We start from the raw sequence: 17,917 nt of genomic DNA, 5'->3' as shown, positions 1-17,917 counted from the left end.
GCGACGCACAAGGTATTCATCATTCAATCATGTGGTCCATTATGCGAAACAAACAGATTCAATCCGCGCAACAGAACTTGGTTCCTGTCAGTCGTCAGGCGGCGACAGAGGGAATTGTCTTGCTTAAAAATGAACAGCATGCGTTACCGCTTTCTGACAATGATGTGGTGTCGTTGTTTGGTCGCTGCCAAATCGACACCTATCGAAGCGGCACTGGCTCTGGCGGTGCGGTGAATGTGCCGTACGCAATCAGTGCGCTCGACGGGTTAGAGGCACACCCTGCCATCACCCTTAATGCAGAGTTAGCGGCAACGTATCGACGTTGGGTTGACGCGCATCCTTTTGACGATGGCGGTGGCGGTTGGGCGGCAGAGCCTTGGTTTCAAGAAGAGATGCCCGTCACTTCAACTCTAGTGAGCGAGGCGGCACAAAACTCGACTAAGGCGATTGTGTTCATTGGTCGAACGGCGGGTGAAGATCAAGACAATGACGACCAGCCGGGCAGCTATCGATTGACCTCCCAAGAAACCCAGATACTCGTCGAAGTGTGTCGACATTTTGATTGCGTGATTGTCGTGATGAACGTGACCAACATTATGGATATGTCGTGGCTGGAGACGCTAGAGGGGCATGAGTCAATTAAAGCGGTGATGTTCAGTTGGGCTGCGGGTATGGAAGCTGGAGATGCGCTGGCTGATGTTTTATCCGGAACCGAATCACCCAGTGGTCGATTGACAGATACCATTGCCTATCGGCTTGAGCACTATCCATCTTCCGCTAATTTTGGCGACAAGCAGCGCAATGTCTATCAAGAAGATATCTATGTCGGGTATCGTTACTTTGAAACTTTTGCGCCGCAACACGTCCAATTCGAATTTGGCTTTGGTCTGTCATACAGTGAGTTTTCTAAGCGGGTGCTTGATTTCCGTGTTGAGGGGGAAGGGGCAAAAGCAGCGTTACATGTCGACATTGAAGTCACCAATACAGGTGATCGTTTCTCGGCGAAAGAGGTTGTTCAGCTCTATGTAGAGGCGCCTCAAGGTAAGTTGGGTAAACCTGCGCGTACTTTGATCGCCTTTGATAAAACACTCAAGCTGGCTCCTCATACGTCGCAAGTGCTCCATCTGGTGGTACCTATTGATCGACTCGCATCGTATGACGACAGTGGGGTAACGGGTCACAAGAGTTGTTATTTGCTCGAAGAAGGCGAGTATCGTTTCTTTCTTGGTGGCAGCGTGCGTCAAGCGCAGCCCATTGCTGAGACTTGGTGTTTGGCCACTTTATTGGTGATTGAGCAATTACAGGAAGTCTGTGCGCCTATAGAGCCTATTGAGCGATTAAAGCCTGGTCAAATGAATGAGCACGCGGTCTATGAGGCTCGCTATGAAGTGACGCCAAAGCGAACCGTTTGCATGCGAGAGCGCATAGAAGCCAATCAGCCGCGTGAGATCGCGCAAACGGGAGACGTGGGCTTAAAACTGGGCGACGTTAAATCAGGTAAGGCATCGTTAGAGGCGTTTGTTGGTCAATTATCGGCGGAGCAAATGGCGATTTTGGTGCGTGGCGAAGGTATGTGCAGTCCTAAGGTGACCCCAGGCACGGCGGCCGCGTTTGGTGGTGTGTGTGACAGTCTGTTCGAATTTGGCATTCCTATTGCCGCGGCTGCCGATGGGCCTTCCGGTATCCGCATGGACAGTGGACACAAAGCAACGCAAGTTCCAATAGGGACATTGCTAGGCTGTACATGGAACCGAGAGCTTAACCAACAACTGTTCAATCTCATTGGCCAAGAGTTGCGTGCCAATCAGATTGATACCTTGCTTGGCCCCGGGATCAATATTCATCGCCACCCATTAAATGGTCGCAACTTTGAGTATTTCTCTGAGGACCCATTTTTGACTGGCATGATGGCATCGGCTCAAACGCTAGGTTTACACCAAGCGGGTGTGTCAGGAACAATTAAGCACTATGCAGCGAACGATCAAGAAACGGCTAGGGTAGACGTTGACAGCGTGATGTCTGAGCGAGCCTTGCGTGAAGTTCACGTCAAACCGTTTGAGATGGCGGTGAAACTGGGTAAAGCGTCGACAATCATGACCTCTTATAACCCGGTTAACGGCCATTGGGCTGCCTCAAACTACGACCTCAATACCACCTTGTTACGTGAAGAGTGGGGATTTAGCGGCATAGTGATGACCGACTGGTGGGCGAAGATGAACAACCCAATCTCGGCGGGAGAGGAGTCAAAAACCTACACCTCCTACATGCTGCGGGCGCAAAACGATCTCTATATGGTGGTTGAGAATGATGGGGCGCAGCGCAATGCCATGGAAGATGACACCCTTGCAGCACTGGAGTCGGGAGCCTTAACCCTTGCAGAGTTGCAACGCAGTGCGATGAACATTTGTCGCTTTATTCTGAATGCGCCAGTGATGGGAAGACCGCTTACCGCTTATGAGCCAATCAAACGCTTTAAAGCCAAAACACAGGAGGAGATAACGACCGCACATCCAGTCGATGTACCTATGGAGCTCGGCGCCTCACAGAATATCGAGTTGGATATTGTGGTCGAACAGGCGGGTATTTACCAATGCCAAGCGGTGATGAAGTACTCGCGAGATGCGTTGGCTCAGTCGTCATGCAGCCTTTACATTGATGATGAGTTCAGTATGAGTTTGGCAATTAACGGCACAGGTGGAAAGTCAGTGCGCGTTGATGGCCTTCAGGTTCAACTGGAAAAAGGCCAGTACCATCTGTCGATAGATTTCGTCAAACCAGGGGCAGAAATTGAAACCCTAACTTTCAACCTGTCATAGCACCGTTTTTTAAATCTGGATGAAGCCTCTACTAGTCTGTGGGGGCTTTTTGAGCCAACTGTTACTAACTCAATGAGCATCTGAGTGTTTACTCAAACTATGCGTGACTCACTATTTGTACCATCAATCAAAAGACTCGTTGTTGTTAGGGAGTGGTATGAATAGTAAAAACAAAGCGATTGTTGCGGCGGCTGTGTTTGGGTTCGCGCTGTTGATGATGCAGTTAGAGGTGGGCGGTGTCGTGATGTTCATTATTGCAGTGATGGCATTTTTCACCTGCGCGCTGCAGTCAATCATGCATTTCGCGGGGTATAAAAATGGCGATGCGTTTGAGGTTTATCAGGACTCGGAAAACATAGAAGCAAGAGCGCTGGCTAACTTAACCAAAGACAAAAAAGAGTGTCAAAAACCGCGAGATTAACAATAAAAAGGCCTGCAATCGCAGGCCTTGTTGATTCTACTACGCGTAGCTTAATTTATGATGCTGCATTTCCGTTCGCATTCCCATCACTAAGCTGACACACATGACCAATAAGATCACGGTGAACGGTAAGCCCGTCGAGATGGTACCAGCTTGAAGTGCTTGAATCGCTTCGGTACCGCCAACCCACAGTAATACTGCGGCAATAGCACCTTCGATGGAGGCCCAGAAAATACGCTGTGGTACAGGGGCATCAACTTTACCACCAGAGGTGATGCTATCAACAACCAGTGATGCAGAGTCTGAAGAAGTGATAAAGAACACCATGATCAACACAATCGAAATCACCGATAAGATCTCACTCATTGGCATCGCTTCATACGCGTAGAAGAGTGAAAGGGTGATGTCACTGAGCCCGTTTTCACCGAGTTCGCCCACTTTGCTGATCACCTGTTCAATGGCAATACCGCCAAACGCCGACATCCAAATTAGCGTAATGCTGGTTGGGATTAAGATTACTGCCGTAATGAACTCACGTACGGTACGACCTTTTGACACGCGAGCGATGAACATACCGACACATGGTGACCAAGAGATCCACCAAGCCCAGTAAAAGACGGTCCAACCATGCATCCAAGCTTCGTCTTCACGGCCATGAGGGTTACTCAGGGCAATGACATTCTCCGCATAGCCAATCAAGGTATCTGGAATTGAGCCCAGTGCAGCGGCTAAACCCGCCAAAATTACAAACATCAATAGGGCAAAAGCGACAATCAAGTTGGTGTTACTGAGGACTTTTACTCCGCCATCGATACCGCGTACCACTGAGACAACCGCCAGTGACGTGACAAACGCAATCACACCCAATTGCAGGCCAAGGCCAGTTTCAAAGCCAAATACATGACCAATACCGCTCGCTGCTTGTTGAGCGCCAAGGCCTAGAGAGGTCGCAAGACCAAATAGAGTCGCGAGTACGGCTAGAATATCGATGATATGGCCAAACCAACCCCAAGTACGGTCACCCAGTAGTGGGTAAAACACGGAGCGAATGGAGAGTGGTAAGCCCTTATTGAAGGCAAAGAATGCCATGGCTAAGGCAACCACTGCGTAGATTGCCCAAGGGTGTAAGCCCCAGTGGAACATGGTCGCGCCCAATGCCACGCGTACTGCTTCTTCAGAATATGGCTCGACATTTAACGGCGTTTCATACCAACCAGTAAAGTACGCAACGGGCTCTGCCACGCCCCAAAACATAAGGCCGATACCCATGCCAGCAGCGAACAGCATCGCAATCCACGACAAATTGGAGTGTTCCGGTTTGGCTTCTACGCCCCCAATACGGATTTTGCCGTAGGGAGATAACGCTAAGCCAATACAGAAAATGAGGAACAAGTTTCCAGACCACATGAAGAGGTTGTCAAAACTTCCGATGATTTGCCATTTGATGCCATCAAGAGAGGCTTTCGCTGTTGCAGGATCCACAACCAGCAAGGCGATTAAAAAGAGGATGATTAATCCGGCACTGGCACCAAACACAGGGTTGTGAACGTCAAATCCCCATTTCTGGACGTTGTCCTGACCCACAGTGTAATCAGTGTTTTCGATGCTATACCTATCCTTAGTACTACTCATTTATCCTCGCAAATAGTTAGAGTTCGAAACAAAAAATCGCGACAAGGTTAACAGAAATAGTAATTAAACTAAAGTTTGATCACGAAATTGACTCTAATTCATGTCTGTCTTTGTATTGAGTACTAATAAAAAACGCTGGCGAGACCAGCGTTTTTTATCGGGTGTTATGTTTTAAAAATCGGCCTACGAAGCCTTATGGAGCTTTGGGTCGGGGCGATTTTCTCCTTCCACGTTATCGGCAAATATTTCCGCAACAGCACTGCGTTCCAACTCGCCTTGAAGATTCCCTTCATCGTCCACGACGGGGAGCGAATAATCGCTTGAAATACTTTCCATCAAGACTTCTTCAATCGCTGAGTCTGGCGAGATAGCAGGGACTTCTTCGTATATTTCGTCGCCGATCTCTTCCGTAGAGGTTTGCTTGGCAGCATCGAGTAATCCCTCTTTGGTCAAAACGCCTTGATAGCCTTCGTCGGTCACATGATAGGCGTAATCTTGTTTGATGCCTTTCATCTGCGCGATGGCTTCTTGAATCGTGTTTGCGGTGATTCGTGACGCTGGGGGATTCATCACCGTTTCAACCGTCAATGCACGCGCGCGATTCACGTCTTTGACGAAAGCTTCAACGTAATCATCTGCCGGGTTAAGTAAGATTTCATCTGGCGTGCCTTGCTGCACGAGTAAACCATCTTTCAAAATGGCAATTCGGTCTCCAAGGCGCAGCGCCTCATCGAGATCGTGAGTAATGAACACGATGGTTTTGTGCAGCTTTTCTTGCAGCTCGATCAATTGATCCTGCATTTCACTGCGAATAAGGGGATCCAACGCAGAGAAGGCTTCATCCATTAGCAGGATTTCTGCATCGGTACACAGGGCACGCGCTAGGCCAACCCGTTGCTGCTGCCCGCCAGATAGCTGCGAAGGGTATTGGTTTTCGTACCCTTTTAGACCCACAGTATCGAGCCACTGAAACGCTTTGTCTGTTCTCTCTTGTTTCGAGAGTCCTTGAATCTCTAGCCCATAGGCGACGTTGTCAACAACGGTTCTGTGCGGGAGAAGACCAAAGCGCTGAAACACCATCGACATCTTTTTGCGACGAAATTGCTCAAGATCTTTTTGGTTGAGCTGCATCACGTCGGTGCCTTCCACCAGAATTTTTCCTTCGGTTGGGTCGATAAGGCGATTGAAGTGACGAATGAGCGTCGACTTACCTGAGCCCGAAAGCCCCATGATGACGAAAATTTCACCTTTATTGATTTTTAAGTCGATCTCTTTGAGACCTACTGTGTGGCCAGTATCAGCCAAAACTTGGTCTTTACTGTCACCGCGTTTCACCCGCTCCATGACCGAAGCGGGTTTTGGACCAAACACCTTGTACAGACCACTGATTTCGATAAGAGGCTTAGTCATGTTTTAGATCTCCTAAGTGAGCCTGAGTTCGTTTGGCGTACGCTTGCGACGCGCGGTCAAATAGGATGGCCAATGCAACAATGGCAAAACCATTAAGAAGGCCAAGAGTAAAGTATTGGTTAGTAATGGATTTTAGAACGGGTTGCCCCAGTCCTTTTACGCCTATCATCGACGCAATCACGACCATGGAAAGCGCCATCATGATGGTTTGGTTGATACCTGCCATTATCGTTGGCATGGCAAGCGGCAGCTGGACACCAAACAGTCTCTGCTTGGCGTTGGCACCAAACGCAGTCGATGCCTCTAATACCTCTTTGTCGACTAGACGAATACCCAGATTGGTGAGTCGAATGACGGGCGGGATGGCGTAAATGACGACCGCGATGAGACCGGGAATTTTACCGATACCTAGTAGCATGACCACGGGGATCAGGTAAACAAACGCTGGCATGGTTTGCATAATGTCGAGCATCGGTGTCACCGTCGATTGGACACGGTTGGATCGTGCCATGGCAATGCCAATGGGGATTCCAAGCACAATGGAGAGCATGGTACAGACGGTAATGATGCTTAGCGTGCGCATTGTGTCATCCCACATGCCGAAATAACCAATGAGCAAGAGAGAAACTAGGCAACCGACACCCAGTTTCCATGAGCGACTCGCAAAGTAAACGAGCGCTGTAAACACCGCGAGTGTAATGACCCAAGGTGTCGAAATAAGCAGTTTTTCGAACCAAACTAGGAACGAGAGCAGAGGATCAAAGAAGGATTCGATCATATCGCCATATTCGCGAGAAAAGTCGCGATATGCACCATCGAGTGTTTTGCGGATAGCCCTCAGATCGGAGCGATCCATTTCTGGAAAGCTACTGAACCAGTTTTCGTTAGACATCTATAAATTCCTTTTCTTCTCCTCACCCTGTTGATGAGTAGGGTGAGGAGTACATCTTTAGTTTAGCGTTGAATGGCTAGCAGGATTAAAGAGCTTGTTTGATTTTGTTTGCGACTTCAGGTGAGACCCAAGCTTGCCAAATTTGCGGATAGTCCTCTAGGAAATGGAACATCGCTTCTTCGCCGTCGGCTTGGTTATCTTCCATCCACGCGAGCAGGCGGTTCATGTCTGCGTTGGTAAAGCCACGTTTACTGAAGTAGTCATAGGCTTGTGGCGCGCGCGTTGCGAACTCTTCAGTGGTAATAGTATGAACCGGTGAAGGTGGGTACATGGTTGGTTTTGGATTTGCACACTCGCTTTGAGTGGTACAGTTAACGAATTCTTCTTCATCGACACCGCTGCCAAAGTCAACTTTCACCATGTCGTATTTGCCCAATACAGCAGTAGGTGCCCAGTAATAACCAAACCATGCTTCTCCGCGCTCATTCGCTTTCGCGATAGCGCCTGAAAGACCCGCGCTCGAACCTGGATCGACAATCGCAAATCCGGCTTTGTCTAACTCCATTGCGTTGAACAGGTTACCCGCGCTGATTTGACAGTTCCAACCGGCTGGACAGCTGTAAAAAGCGGATTTATCGGGGTCTTCTGGGTGCTCAAACAATTTTGCGTGTTTTTTCACCCCTTCAATGGTGGCAATCTCAGGGTACTTTTTAACCAGTGCTGCTGGAACCCAAAAACCTTCTTCACCACCATCGACCAGAGATTTACCAGCATAGCGTAAGCGCTTATCTGCTACCCCCTTGTCGAGCGCATCTTTTAGGCTATTACTCCACAATTCTGGGGCCACATCAGGCTGGCCTTTTTCAATCATCGAGGTGCCTGTCGGCATAGTATCGCCAGGAATAAGTTCAGCGTCACAGCCGTACCCATGCTCAAGAATAAAGCGGTCAATGTTGGCAATAACCGTCGCTGAGTTCCAGTTCATGTCCGCGATGGTCACTTTGCCACATTCGCTAGCCTGCGCATTTAGAGCGGTTGCGCTCATTACTAACAATGCAGCCGTTGTTACTCTCATCATAATTTCCCTTTTTAATGAATGCCTTATAAAAATAGAGATCTAATGATTAGAGTTCAAATTAAAAATTGTCGATTTTGGGCTTTGAGTTCAATAATTACGTGATCAATTTCACAAATGTACGGTTGAATTTACTTTTATTACTTAATGAAAGTTGGGGTTAGATCGGTATGTCAACTTTGTTGGTTCGAGCTCAAATGATTAATCTGCGGACCAGACATTCTTAATGTCAGGCCAGCCCCAGTTAGTGAGTTCTACGTCCTTGAGCACACCATGAAAGCGCAACGTTTGCCGATGATGAAACAGCGGCGTTAGCCAGTATTGATTGATCAAGGCTGAGGCGATGGGCTCAAGAGCGTCTAAGTAGTCTGGCAGAGGTGTTTGTGCTCGCAAATCGCTTAAAGCCTGAGTTAGCCAAAGCTTAGATTCATGACCAATACAGCTTTGTAATACTGGATTGTGATACAAGCTGTTGAAGGCGGACGCGTGCCGATTATCGTCCAAGTTAATGTTGGTCAGAATAAGCGATTCGTTGAGCTTTCCTTCCATAGCCAGCTGATTGATTTCACGAAATGAGTAGGTGCTGACGCTAACGTGCGTTCCTTGCTTCTCAAGTATGGATTGAAGTGCCAATGCGCAGTTTTTTAGGGCCGTGTAATCGTATACTGCAATGGAAATATGCTCTGGAAGCGCCACTTTGGGCGCGTCTGGTCTGACGATTTTGCGCCACATGGGCAAGAGGTTCGAGGCAATTTCGCAGCCAAACAGCGTATTGGTTTGCTCGAGCTGCTGTAAGATTACTTCGGGACGGATAAAACTGGATAGATATCGACGTTGTTTATCATTCAGCGTCGATGGCGATTGCTGATTAAACAGAACAAACAGACAGCCATCTTCCACTCGCGATTGTTGGCTGGCTGCTTGCGCTTTTGGCTCCACAGCGTGAGAGAGGTAATAGTTACAGCCTTGGTCGCGCGCTTCTGGCTGATTGGTTTCAATCTGCTTGTTGACCATTTCTTTCTCATCCAACTGCCAAATGGTGACTTGGTCGGTCAACGCTCGGCACGCATAGTAGTGATCAAAGGCTTCTAAGCGCAGGCGTTCGCCAGAGTGCTCAACCACCGCAAACGCGCCACTACCGGTGACGAGCTTTGAAGCAGTTTTTTCCAATTGTGCTGGTGGCTGGACGCCATACTTCACCCCAGAGATTAGACCGCCAAATCCCTTGTCTTGTATGGCCAACTTAAATACCACCTTGTTGCTAAGTGGCGCGGTTGCCTCGATAAGGTGCGACATTTCGCTTTGGTAGTGTTCCAATGTTTTAAGCTGGTTGAACAAGGTTGCAATACTGATCGCGTCAATCGGAGCACCATTGTGGAAGGTGAGACCAGGTCGCAGATAGAAGGTCCATTCGTACCTTGCTTGGTCATAATGCCAATGGTGTGCAAGCTCAGGCTGAAGTTCCCCGTCGGCTCCACTGGATACCAAACAGCAATAGATTTGTCTTAGCAAGTAGCGTTCGCTCGAACGTTGCAGGTGGTGAGGAACGAGGCGTTCGAAAGGTCGTTTGTAAGTAAGCTGAATATGCAATTGACCTTCCCGTACTGTCGCCCCCGAGGTGCTTTGCAGTAGTCGACCAAAGGCTTGTTGGTCGCCGTCTAATAAACTGAGTGCTTTTTCATATCTTCCTTCTTGGATACGTAAGGTCGCAAGTTGGACTTTGAGATCGCTAAGAGAGTATGCCAAACAAAGCGTGGAACGTTGGTTTCGCCCGACCTTTGGAGACCAAGTTAACCATCCGATCTTTTGCATATCTTGCAACAAGTTACGTGCATGACGAGTGCTGGTAAACATGGCATCTGCCACTTCCGGCAAGGACGTTTTGATCTCTTCGTTTATGCCCAATGGCACCAGACGCGTGTAGTAGCGAAGTAGCGTGAGGTCAGACACAATAATCTCCAGATAGGTGAAGGCGAAACCGTTTGTTTGTTCCTCATATTAGCGCTTTTCAGCCGAGATTGCGCTAGTTGGTAGGAATGTGTGGTAAAAATAGGAAGGAATTTATTTTTATTGTTGAGTTTTAGTTGTCCTATTTTTTCGGCAAACTGGCTCTGTGGTTTGCCACACCTCGGGCACTGGTTGGCAATATGCTCCTGACACCCCCACGACCATATCAACCAGTGCTCTTTCCAACTTACGATGTGCATAAATGTTAAACAGTGAGATAGAGCACTCACTCTAGAGCCAAGCAGGCGAGACTTTCAGGGGATTTGTGACTAAGATTATGCCGAGATTATCTACAAGTATTGGCTAAGTTATGGAAAGAGTGGTTGACCTGAATCGTTGGCAAAAAGAGCACATCAAATCGGAGCATGATCTTAAGCTGCTCTTTCACGAAGTGAGTGCATGCTACAACGCTCAACCTTATCCTGATTATCAATCACGAGTTGAACAACTCAAGTTGCTAAAAAGTGCTCTGTTGGCGAAGCAGCAAATCTTGGCGGATGCGCTCAGTGAGGATTACGGTTTTCGCAGCCAGTTTGACAGCGTCATCTGCGACATTTTGCCAGCGGTTTCGCACATCAACTATACCATTAAGCATCTTAAAAAGTGGATGAAGCCCAGTCGTCGCTCTGCGGGTTTATTGCTAACGCCATCTTCAGTCAACGTTGAGTACCAACCTCTGGGCGTGGTGGGCGTGATTGTGCCGTGGAACTTTCCGATTGTTTTGAGTATTGCGCCGATTGTCACCGCTATTGCGGCAGGAAACCGAGTGATGGTGAAGCTCAGCGAGCATACTCCTCATACAAACCAAGTGCTGAGTGAAATTTTTGGTGAGCTAGATAAGCAGATTTACTCAGTGGAAGGTGAAGCCGATATTGCCAGTCACTTCTCTCAATTGCCTTTTGATCATCTAATGTTTACGGGTTCTACTCCTGTTGGCCGCCTTGTTGCTCAGGCGGCGGCAAAAAATCTTACCCCTGTCACGCTAGAGCTTGGTGGGAAGTCCCCGACGATCGTCGACGATAAGATCGAGCTTCGCCGCGCCGTCGACGCAGTCATGCTGGGTAAATCGGTCAATGCAGGTCAGATATGCGTCGCACCCGACTATGTGCTGGTGCCAAAGGGGAAAGAGCTTGCGTTCATTCGCCTCTATTTAGAACGTTACAAGTCGCTTTATATAGACAAAAAAGGCGCGGATTCGGTCACTCAGATCATCAATGATGCGCAGTACCAACGGTTAACTCAGTTGCTAGAGGATGCAAGAACCAAAGGGGCGGGTATTCATACCATCGAAGGGGTGGAGGTATCTGGGCGCAGAATGTTACCGCACTTAATCACCGGAACAACGGAAGAGATGCAGGTGATGAATCAAGAGATTTTTGGTCCGATTTTGCCAGTGATTGGCTATCAACATCTTAATGAGGTGTTTGCCTACATCAACTCGAAGCCAAGACCTCTTGCTCTGTATTTGATGTCCGATGATAAAGTGCTCCAACGTCAAGTTATCGAGCATACGCACAGTGGTGGCGTTGCTATCAATGATACCTTGCTGCATGTTGCGGCTGAAGATGCTCCATTTGGTGGAATTGGAGAGTCTGGTCTTGGCCATTATCACGGTATTGAAGGTTTTATGACGTTTTCTAAAGCCAAAACTGTATTGATGACGCCAAGCTGGTTACCAAGAAGCCGCCTGATACTAAAATATCGAAAGCTCGCTCAGAGCGCGTTGGCTAAGTTGTTTATCCGTTAATCTTCCTTTTGCTGCTCTCGCCGTTAGAGAGCAGCATTGTCCTTAATCCTTTCGTTTTGTCTGTGGAAGTACTCTCTTGCAAAGCTAATAAACAATTTGAGCCGCTTGGGTTGGTAGCGGTCTTTGGGATAAATCATAGAGAATTCAACGCTGGGCACGCGCCAATCTTGGAATACTTCTTTGAGTGCCCCCTGCTTCAGCTCTTCTTGGCAATAGATAAGAGGGACACGAATAATGCCATGATCTTTTAATGCCCCCTTAACCAGCACCCTGCCATTTTTGCATTTTAGGTGGCCATTAATATTCACATCCATGACTTGCTTTGTGCTCGGGTGTTCAAAGCTCCAACGCGTGACTGACCCTGTTAAACATTGGTGGTGGCGAAGTTGGTTGGGGTGTTCAAGTGGTGGCGAACTTGCTAAGTAGCTCGGGCTTGCCAATGTGCCCATCTCGACGTTCATCAGTTTGCGTGCCACAAATCCTGCACCTTCAAGTTGCCCCATTCGAAACGCGATATCAAATTCATCTTCAATGAGGTCAACGCGATGGCTGCTAAATTCGAGACTGACCGTCACGTTCGGATGGCTGATCATAAACTCTGAAATCAAATCCGCTACAAGCTCTTCACCCAAGTAACCACCAACCGCATTCACTTTTATCATGCCTTGAAGAGTTTCTGTGTCTTCAGTCGCGGCGCTCAAGGCTTGATCGATCGTGCCCAGAGCGTGAGCGCACTGTTGGTAGAAGAGCCTTCCTGCGTCGGTTAGTTTCAGCGTCCGCGTGGTTCTGATCAGCAGGGTAACGCCCATCTGTTTTTCCAGTTGACTGATCTGGCGCGAGACATGAGAGCGAGAGACGTTCAGCGCCTCGGCCGCTTTGGTAAAGTTTCCTAATTGGGCAATAAGGACGAAAGATCGAATATCGGCAAGATTGATTTGGTTGAGCATCATGACCCTCCTGTACAGGTGTTTTATTGTTGCACCCTAGCAACAGTGTTTCAACTGTAGGCGTATATATCAACAAACCGGATTTTTTTACTATATCGCCATCGCAGCCAAACTGAGCTGCAATGTTGAACAGGTGAGAGATAGACAATGAAAAAACTTATCGTAATTACAGGCGCGAGCTCGGGTATTGGTGAAGCCATTGCGCGTCGACTCAGTGAGGCTGGACATCCTCTTCTTCTACTTGCTCGTCGTGTTGAGCGTTTGGTTGAACTCAATCTTCCAAATACACTGTGTGAAAAAGTCGATGTGACAGACAAAACTACGTTTGAAGCAGCGATTGCCAAAGCTGAGCAGCAATTTGGTCCGGTCGATGGACTGGTCAATAATGCGGGCGTGATGCTTCTTGGCCAAATCGATAGCCAAGAGGCCAACGAATGGAAACAGATGTTCGACGTTAACGTGATCGGATTGCTCAATGGTATGCAGGCAGTGTTGGCTCCTATGATGGCGCGCAATAGCGGTACCATCATTAACATCAGCTCGATTGCGGGTAAAAAAACCTTCCCAAACCATGCGGCTTATTGCGGTACTAAGTTTGCCGTTCATGCGATTTCGGAAAATGTTCGTGAGGAAGTGGCCGCTTCCAATGTCCGTGTTACAACTATTGCACCAGGCGCGGTAGAAACGGAGTTGCTCTCTCATACCACGTCGCAAGAAATCAAAGCGGGCTATGACGATTGGAAACAGGAGATGGGAGGTGTGCTCGCGGCGGATGATATTGCGAGAGCCGTTGAGTTTGCCTACAACCAACCTCAAAACGTGTGTGTGCGTGAAATTGCGCTCGCACCGACTAAGCAGCAGCCATAATTGTGCGATGTCATCTATACTCGAAGTAGTGATGGACTATGTGGTCAACACACTGGGAAGGTGAACTATGGAACTACGTAATGAAAAAGGTGAGGTGACCCAAGTTGCCGATAACCTAACCATAAAAGAAGTCTTGGAAATGGGCTACTCTATCGATTTGTGCGATGAGGCGTTTGATCCGAATGAGCACTGGAGCGCGTCGTCTCCTCATCAGGGCAGTTCTGAAATGCCAGAAAGCTGATGCTGAATGCACTCTTCGAGTGAAAAGAAAAAATCCGAGCCATAAGGGCTCGGATTTTTTAATTCTGGCGTTCTAAGAATTTAGAAACCTTCGATGTTTTTTGCTTCTAGCTCAGTGAAGTACTTAACTGTTTTCACTTTTAGCTCTTGCGTTGCAGGTTCGTCACATACGATGACTGATTTCGGGTGCAGTTGCAGTGCAGAAACCGTCCATAGGTGGTTTACGCTGCCTTCAACCGCGGCTTCAAGAGCAAGCGCTTTGTTGTGACCTGTTACTAGGATCATGATCTCTTCAGAATCAAGCAGAGTACCGACACCGATAGTCAGTGCGTATTTAGGTACTTGGTTGATGTCGCCATCGAAGAAGCGTGAGTTAGCGATGCGAGTATCTTCAGTCAACGTTTTGATACGAGTACGTGAAGACAGAGAAGATGCTGGCTCATTGAACGCAATGTGACCGTCGTTGCCTACACCGCCCATAAATAGGTTGATGCGGCCGTAAGATTTGATTTTATCTTCGTAGCGTTTGCACTCAGCTTCGTTGTCGTCAGCGTTACCATCAAGAAGGTTGATGTTCTCTTCTTGGATATCAATGTGATTGAAGAAGTTGTTGTACATGAAAGAGCGGTAAGACTCTGGGTGATCCGCAGGGATGCCGATGTACTCATCCATGTTAAATGTTACAACGTGTTTGAAGCTTACTTCACCAGCTTTGTGTAGCTCGATAAGCGCTTTGTAAGTTGCAAGAGGAGTACCACCAGTTGGTAGGCCAAGAACGAAAGGACGTTCTGCAGTTGGTTTGAAGTCGTTAATGCGTTTAACGATGTGTGCTGCTGCCCACTTACCTACTTGTGCTGCTTGGTTTAACGGGATAAGTCTCATTTTTTGCCCCTAAGTATTAGAATTTATGATGCTCTGAAACATTAATTCGCATTATAAAATAAGTTTTTGCGATCTTCTATTGTTTTCGGTCAAATTTTCTTGATTAATTTGATTTGCGATTAAGTTTTGCACGGTTAAACGTTGTCGTTATTGAGTTTAGCAGCTTGATTTCGAGGCAGGAGGGCATTAATTCACACCGTTAATTTTTGATGCTTCAATGATGATAAAGGCAATACAACCGCTAAATGTTCGCCAATAGACTAGCTTTAAGTGATATGCATACAAAATAGGGTATGATGTTAGCGCTCAATTTATTGGGCAGACAGCCGATAACCAAATGTTGAAGAAAAACAAAGAAGTCTGAATGAATATTATAGGTATTGCGATAGGTATCACGGGGTTGCTATTACTCTGCATGTTCTTGTGGATGCTGGCATTGTCGGTACGCAAAAAGCGTTTAGAACAAGAACGAAAAGAGCGAGAGATCGCTTATCGCAAAGCTATGGAGAAAAATCGCAAACAGGAGCGCGAAGATCGCATTTATAAGGCGGAAGGTGGTCACATTCCGACGATCTTATTTTTGGCGAAAGAAGCAGAGCGAACCAAACCGAAAGAAGCCTTATATTGGTACACCAAAGCGGCAAAGTTGGACAATGTGACAGGCATGTATGGGATTATTCGCTTAAGTGCCAAAATGCAGCAAGACGTCATTCTCAGAGAGCAATCTAAGTTCTGGAAAGTTTGCATAGCGGCATCTGAAGGGAGCTTACAACATAAGTTCGAAATGGGCGTGGCGCTGTTCCATGGTCGAGGCACAGAGCCGGACCAATACAAGGCGATTCAAGTCATGGAAGCGGCTGCCTCTCATAATCATATTGATGCGTTAATCTTTCTCGGCGACTGGCATGTGTCGGACAACAATGGCAACCCAGATCCTGCAATGTCGATAGAGTATTACCGCCGCGCGGCGAAGTTGCGCAGCAATGAAGGGCGCATGAAGCTTGGACTCAGCTATATCAAGGGGATTGGCGTCGAGCCAGATCACGCCAAAGGTTGTTATTGGCTAGAGCGAGCCGCAGAAAAAGGCTATTTAGAAGCGATGTATGCGGCAGGAGAAGTGTGGATGGACTACAAACCCAATGGTAACGCCATCGCATATATATGGCTCTTCTTAGCGAGTCAACTTGGCTACGAGCGAGCCAAATCACTGCGGGACAGAGTCGCGCTCAATATCGGGGTCGATACCGTGGTTGGGCTCCAAGGGCTAAGTAAGCCGATGATGAAAAAAATTCGCGAGAATAAAGTCGGCAAGCACTCAATCATCAAAGCACTAAACAAACTGTACAAGCGCAACATTCCGTTGTTAGAGCAAACGCCTACAGAAGCAGAGCAAGCGCCAGAGTTATTAAAGGTTGAAGAGCCAACGGGAGAGAGTGTGGAAGCGGTGATTGAAGATAAACCGGCGAGAATGGATTTCAGCCAGTCTCCAATGGATAAGAATTAGGCCATGGTAAGAAATAGGCCATGGTAAGAAATAGGCAATGGTAAGAAATAAAAATGGCCTCTTAACTGGAGGCCATTTTTTTGATTTATGCTTTTGCTTGTTTCTGTTTCGACTTGCATACTGCGGCGGTGAACACCACATCTGTCGAACTGTTGAGTGCGGTTTCTGCTGAGTCTTGAACAACACCGATAATAAAGCCTACCGCAACCACTTGCATTGCAATCTCATTTGGAATACCAAACAGGCCACATGCCAGCGGGATTAGCAGCAACGAGCCACCTGCCACACCTGAAGCACCACAAGCGGACACTGCCGCCACCAAGCTCAGCAATAGAGCGGTAAGCAGGTCAATCTCAATACCCATCGTGTGTACTGCAGCAAGCGTTAGCGTTGTAATCGTAATTGCCGCGCCCGCCATGTTGATGGTCGCACCTAGCGGAATAGAAACCGAGTACGTGTCTTCATCCAGCTTTAGCTTTTCACACAGCGCCATGTTCACCGGAATGTTTGCTGCACTTGAACGAGTAAAGAAGGCCGTGACGCCACTTTCACGTAGACATTGCAGCACCAATGGGTATGGATTTTCGCCGGTTTTTACGAACACGATGATTGGGTTAACCACAAGCGCGATGATCGCCATTGAACCTAATAGAACCGCAAGCAAGTGCGCGTAGCCAGCAAGCGCTTCAAAGCCTGTTGTTGCCAGTGTTGATGCAACAAGGCCAAAGATACCGAATGGCGCTAGGCGAATGATGAAACGAACGATTTGTGAAACGCCGTGGCTAAGATCTTCAAACACCGCTTTGGTAGTTGCTGATGCATGATGCAGTGCCAAACCTAGGCCAACTGCCCAAGCAAGGATACCGATGTAGTTCGCACTCATTAGGGCGTTAACTGGGTTATCCACCAACTTGAACAGCAAAGTATGCATCACTTCCGCAATACCTTGTGGTGGTGTTGTACCTTCGGCACCAGAAACAAGCGTTAACGTAGTCGGGAACAAGAAGCTAAGTACGACAGCAGTTAATGCCGCTGTTAGTGTACCGAAAAGGTAAAGAACCACGATTGGGCGCATGTAGGTGTGTTGGTTTTTCTTCTGGTTGGCAATTGAAGCGGCGACCAGAATAAACACAAGAATAGGTGCGACTGCTTTTAGTGCACCGACAAAGAGGCTTCCAAGTAATCCCGCATCTTTCGCTGACTCTGGAGCAATTGTCGCTAGACCAACACCAAGAATGATACCGGCTAGGATTTGCAAAACCAGATTGCCACGAGCGAAACGGGCAATAAGTGAGTTGTGTTGCATAGTTATCCCTGCAATGAATAAATTTATAGATTTATAGTAATTTCAGTTATCTCAAACTGAGCAGGACATACTAGCGTGTTGAAATATTGTGTCTAGATTTAATTGAAAATTAGCAGGAAAAATTAAGATTAACCAGTAAGTGTGAATTTTGTGTTGTATTATTGTTTTTAT

14 protein-coding genes are annotated in these 17,917 nt (G+C 47.6%); 6 read left to right on the top strand and 8 right to left on the bottom strand.

Annotated features, from left to right (window positions below; genetic code table 11):
- Window positions 1-41 precede the first annotated feature (41 nt).
- A complete protein-coding gene (locus RJ47_RS03585; RefSeq protein ID WP_039481688.1) occupies window positions 42-2,816 on the top strand; it encodes a glycoside hydrolase family 3 protein in 2,775 nt (924 codons plus the stop codon).
- Between the two features lie 157 nt (window positions 2,817-2,973).
- Window positions 2,974-3,237 carry a hypothetical protein gene (locus RJ47_RS03580; RefSeq protein ID WP_039481449.1) on the top strand — a complete coding sequence of 88 codons (264 nt, stop codon included), beginning with the start codon at window positions 2,974-2,976 and terminating at the stop codon, window positions 3,235-3,237.
- Between the two features lie 39 nt (window positions 3,238-3,276).
- On the opposite strand, the gene RJ47_RS03575 is transcribed toward RJ47_RS03580, so the two are convergent.
- From RJ47_RS03575 to RJ47_RS03555, 5 genes are all read right to left on the bottom strand, one after another.
- Entirely contained in the window at window positions 3,277-4,869 is a 1,593-nt protein-coding gene (locus RJ47_RS03575) for a BCCT family transporter (RefSeq protein WP_039481446.1), read from the bottom strand.
- A 183-nt stretch (window positions 4,870-5,052) separates the two neighbouring features.
- On the bottom strand, window positions 5,053-6,279 hold the full coding sequence (locus RJ47_RS03570) for a quaternary amine ABC transporter ATP-binding protein (RefSeq protein ID WP_005469405.1): 1,227 nt from the start codon (window positions 6,277-6,279) through the stop codon (window positions 5,053-5,055).
- Window positions 6,272-7,171: an ABC transporter permease gene (locus RJ47_RS03565; RefSeq protein WP_005469046.1), complete on the bottom strand. Its 900-nt coding sequence runs from the start codon at window positions 7,169-7,171 to the stop codon at window positions 6,272-6,274. Before RJ47_RS03565 ends, RJ47_RS03570 begins: the two co-directional genes overlap by 8 nt.
- A gap of 85 nt (window positions 7,172-7,256) precedes the next feature.
- Entirely contained in the window at window positions 7,257-8,246 is a 990-nt protein-coding gene (locus RJ47_RS03560; protein ID WP_039481443.1) for an ABC transporter substrate-binding protein, read from the bottom strand.
- A 201-nt stretch (window positions 8,247-8,447) separates the two neighbouring features.
- Window positions 8,448-10,196, bottom strand: a complete 1,749-nt coding sequence (locus RJ47_RS03555) for an SgrR family transcriptional regulator (protein ID WP_039481441.1) — start codon at window positions 10,194-10,196, stop codon at window positions 8,448-8,450.
- Between the two features lie 367 nt (window positions 10,197-10,563).
- On the opposite strand from RJ47_RS03555, the gene RJ47_RS03550 reads away from it, so the two are divergent.
- Window positions 10,564-12,000, top strand: a complete 1,437-nt coding sequence (locus RJ47_RS03550) for a coniferyl aldehyde dehydrogenase (protein WP_039481438.1) — start codon at window positions 10,564-10,566, stop codon at window positions 11,998-12,000.
- Between the two features lie 23 nt (window positions 12,001-12,023).
- Here the strand turns inward: RJ47_RS03550 and RJ47_RS03545 are convergent, their stop codons facing one another.
- Window positions 12,024-12,947 carry a LysR family transcriptional regulator gene (locus RJ47_RS03545; protein ID WP_039481436.1) on the bottom strand — a complete coding sequence of 308 codons (924 nt, stop codon included), beginning with the start codon at window positions 12,945-12,947 and terminating at the stop codon, window positions 12,024-12,026.
- Window positions 12,948-13,094: 147 nt separating this feature from the next.
- Between RJ47_RS03545 and RJ47_RS03540 the strand changes: the two genes are divergently transcribed.
- Complete coding sequence (locus tag RJ47_RS03540) at window positions 13,095-13,814, top strand: SDR family oxidoreductase (RefSeq protein ID WP_039481433.1); 720 nt, start codon at window positions 13,095-13,097, stop codon at window positions 13,812-13,814.
- A gap of 67 nt (window positions 13,815-13,881) precedes the next feature.
- The gene (locus RJ47_RS21380; RefSeq protein WP_005469303.1) at window positions 13,882-14,055 is read left to right on the top strand and encodes a hypothetical protein; all 174 of its coding nucleotides are present in this window, start codon (window positions 13,882-13,884) and stop codon (window positions 14,053-14,055) included.
- 80 nt (window positions 14,056-14,135) lie between these two features.
- Here RJ47_RS21380 and nagB read toward each other — a convergent pair whose 3' ends face one another.
- The gene (nagB, locus tag RJ47_RS03535) at window positions 14,136-14,936 is read right to left on the bottom strand and encodes a glucosamine-6-phosphate deaminase (protein ID WP_005469082.1); all 801 of its coding nucleotides are present in this window, start codon (window positions 14,934-14,936) and stop codon (window positions 14,136-14,138) included.
- Between the two features lie 364 nt (window positions 14,937-15,300).
- On the opposite strand from nagB, the gene RJ47_RS03530 reads away from it, so the two are divergent.
- Complete coding sequence (locus RJ47_RS03530; protein WP_039481430.1) at window positions 15,301-16,440, top strand: tetratricopeptide repeat protein; 1,140 nt, start codon at window positions 15,301-15,303, stop codon at window positions 16,438-16,440.
- An 85-nt stretch (window positions 16,441-16,525) separates the two neighbouring features.
- On the opposite strand, the gene sstT is transcribed toward RJ47_RS03530, so the two are convergent.
- Entirely contained in the window at window positions 16,526-17,746 is a 1,221-nt protein-coding gene (sstT, locus tag RJ47_RS03525; protein WP_038135319.1) for a serine/threonine transporter SstT, read from the bottom strand.
- Window positions 17,747-17,917 lie beyond the last annotated feature (171 nt).

The sequence above is a fragment of the Vibrio sinaloensis genome (assembly GCF_000808535.1).
In the GTDB taxonomy this organism is placed as follows: domain Bacteria; phylum Pseudomonadota; class Gammaproteobacteria; order Enterobacterales; family Vibrionaceae; genus Vibrio; species Vibrio sinaloensis_D.
Note: the sequence above shows the minus strand (reverse complement) of the source record. Positions and strands in the feature narration are given on the sequence as shown.

Coding starts and splice junctions, on each gene's coding strand:
- RJ47_RS03575 (WP_039481446.1), bottom strand. CDS start 4,869: ATGAGTAGTACTAAGGATAGGTATAGCATCGAAAACACTGATTACACT.
- RJ47_RS03585 (WP_039481688.1), top strand. CDS start 42: ATGCGAAACAAACAGATTCAATCCGCGCAACAGAACTTGGTTCCTGTC.
- RJ47_RS03550 (WP_039481438.1), top strand. CDS start 10,564: ATGGAAAGAGTGGTTGACCTGAATCGTTGGCAAAAAGAGCACATCAAA.
- nagB (WP_005469082.1), bottom strand. CDS start 14,936: ATGAGACTTATCCCGTTAAACCAAGCAGCACAAGTAGGTAAGTGGGCA.
- RJ47_RS03540 (WP_039481433.1), top strand. CDS start 13,095: ATGAAAAAACTTATCGTAATTACAGGCGCGAGCTCGGGTATTGGTGAA.
- sstT (WP_038135319.1), bottom strand. CDS start 17,746: ATGCAACACAACTCACTTATTGCCCGTTTCGCTCGTGGCAATCTGGTT.
- RJ47_RS03530 (WP_039481430.1), top strand. CDS start 15,301: ATGAATATTATAGGTATTGCGATAGGTATCACGGGGTTGCTATTACTC.
- RJ47_RS03580 (WP_039481449.1), top strand. CDS start 2,974: ATGAATAGTAAAAACAAAGCGATTGTTGCGGCGGCTGTGTTTGGGTTC.
- RJ47_RS21380 (WP_005469303.1), top strand. CDS start 13,882: ATGGAACTACGTAATGAAAAAGGTGAGGTGACCCAAGTTGCCGATAAC.
- RJ47_RS03545 (WP_039481436.1), bottom strand. CDS start 12,947: ATGCTCAACCAAATCAATCTTGCCGATATTCGATCTTTCGTCCTTATT.
- RJ47_RS03560 (WP_039481443.1), bottom strand. CDS start 8,246: ATGAGAGTAACAACGGCTGCATTGTTAGTAATGAGCGCAACCGCTCTA.
- RJ47_RS03570 (WP_005469405.1), bottom strand. CDS start 6,279: ATGACTAAGCCTCTTATCGAAATCAGTGGTCTGTACAAGGTGTTTGGT.
- RJ47_RS03565 (WP_005469046.1), bottom strand. CDS start 7,171: ATGTCTAACGAAAACTGGTTCAGTAGCTTTCCAGAAATGGATCGCTCC.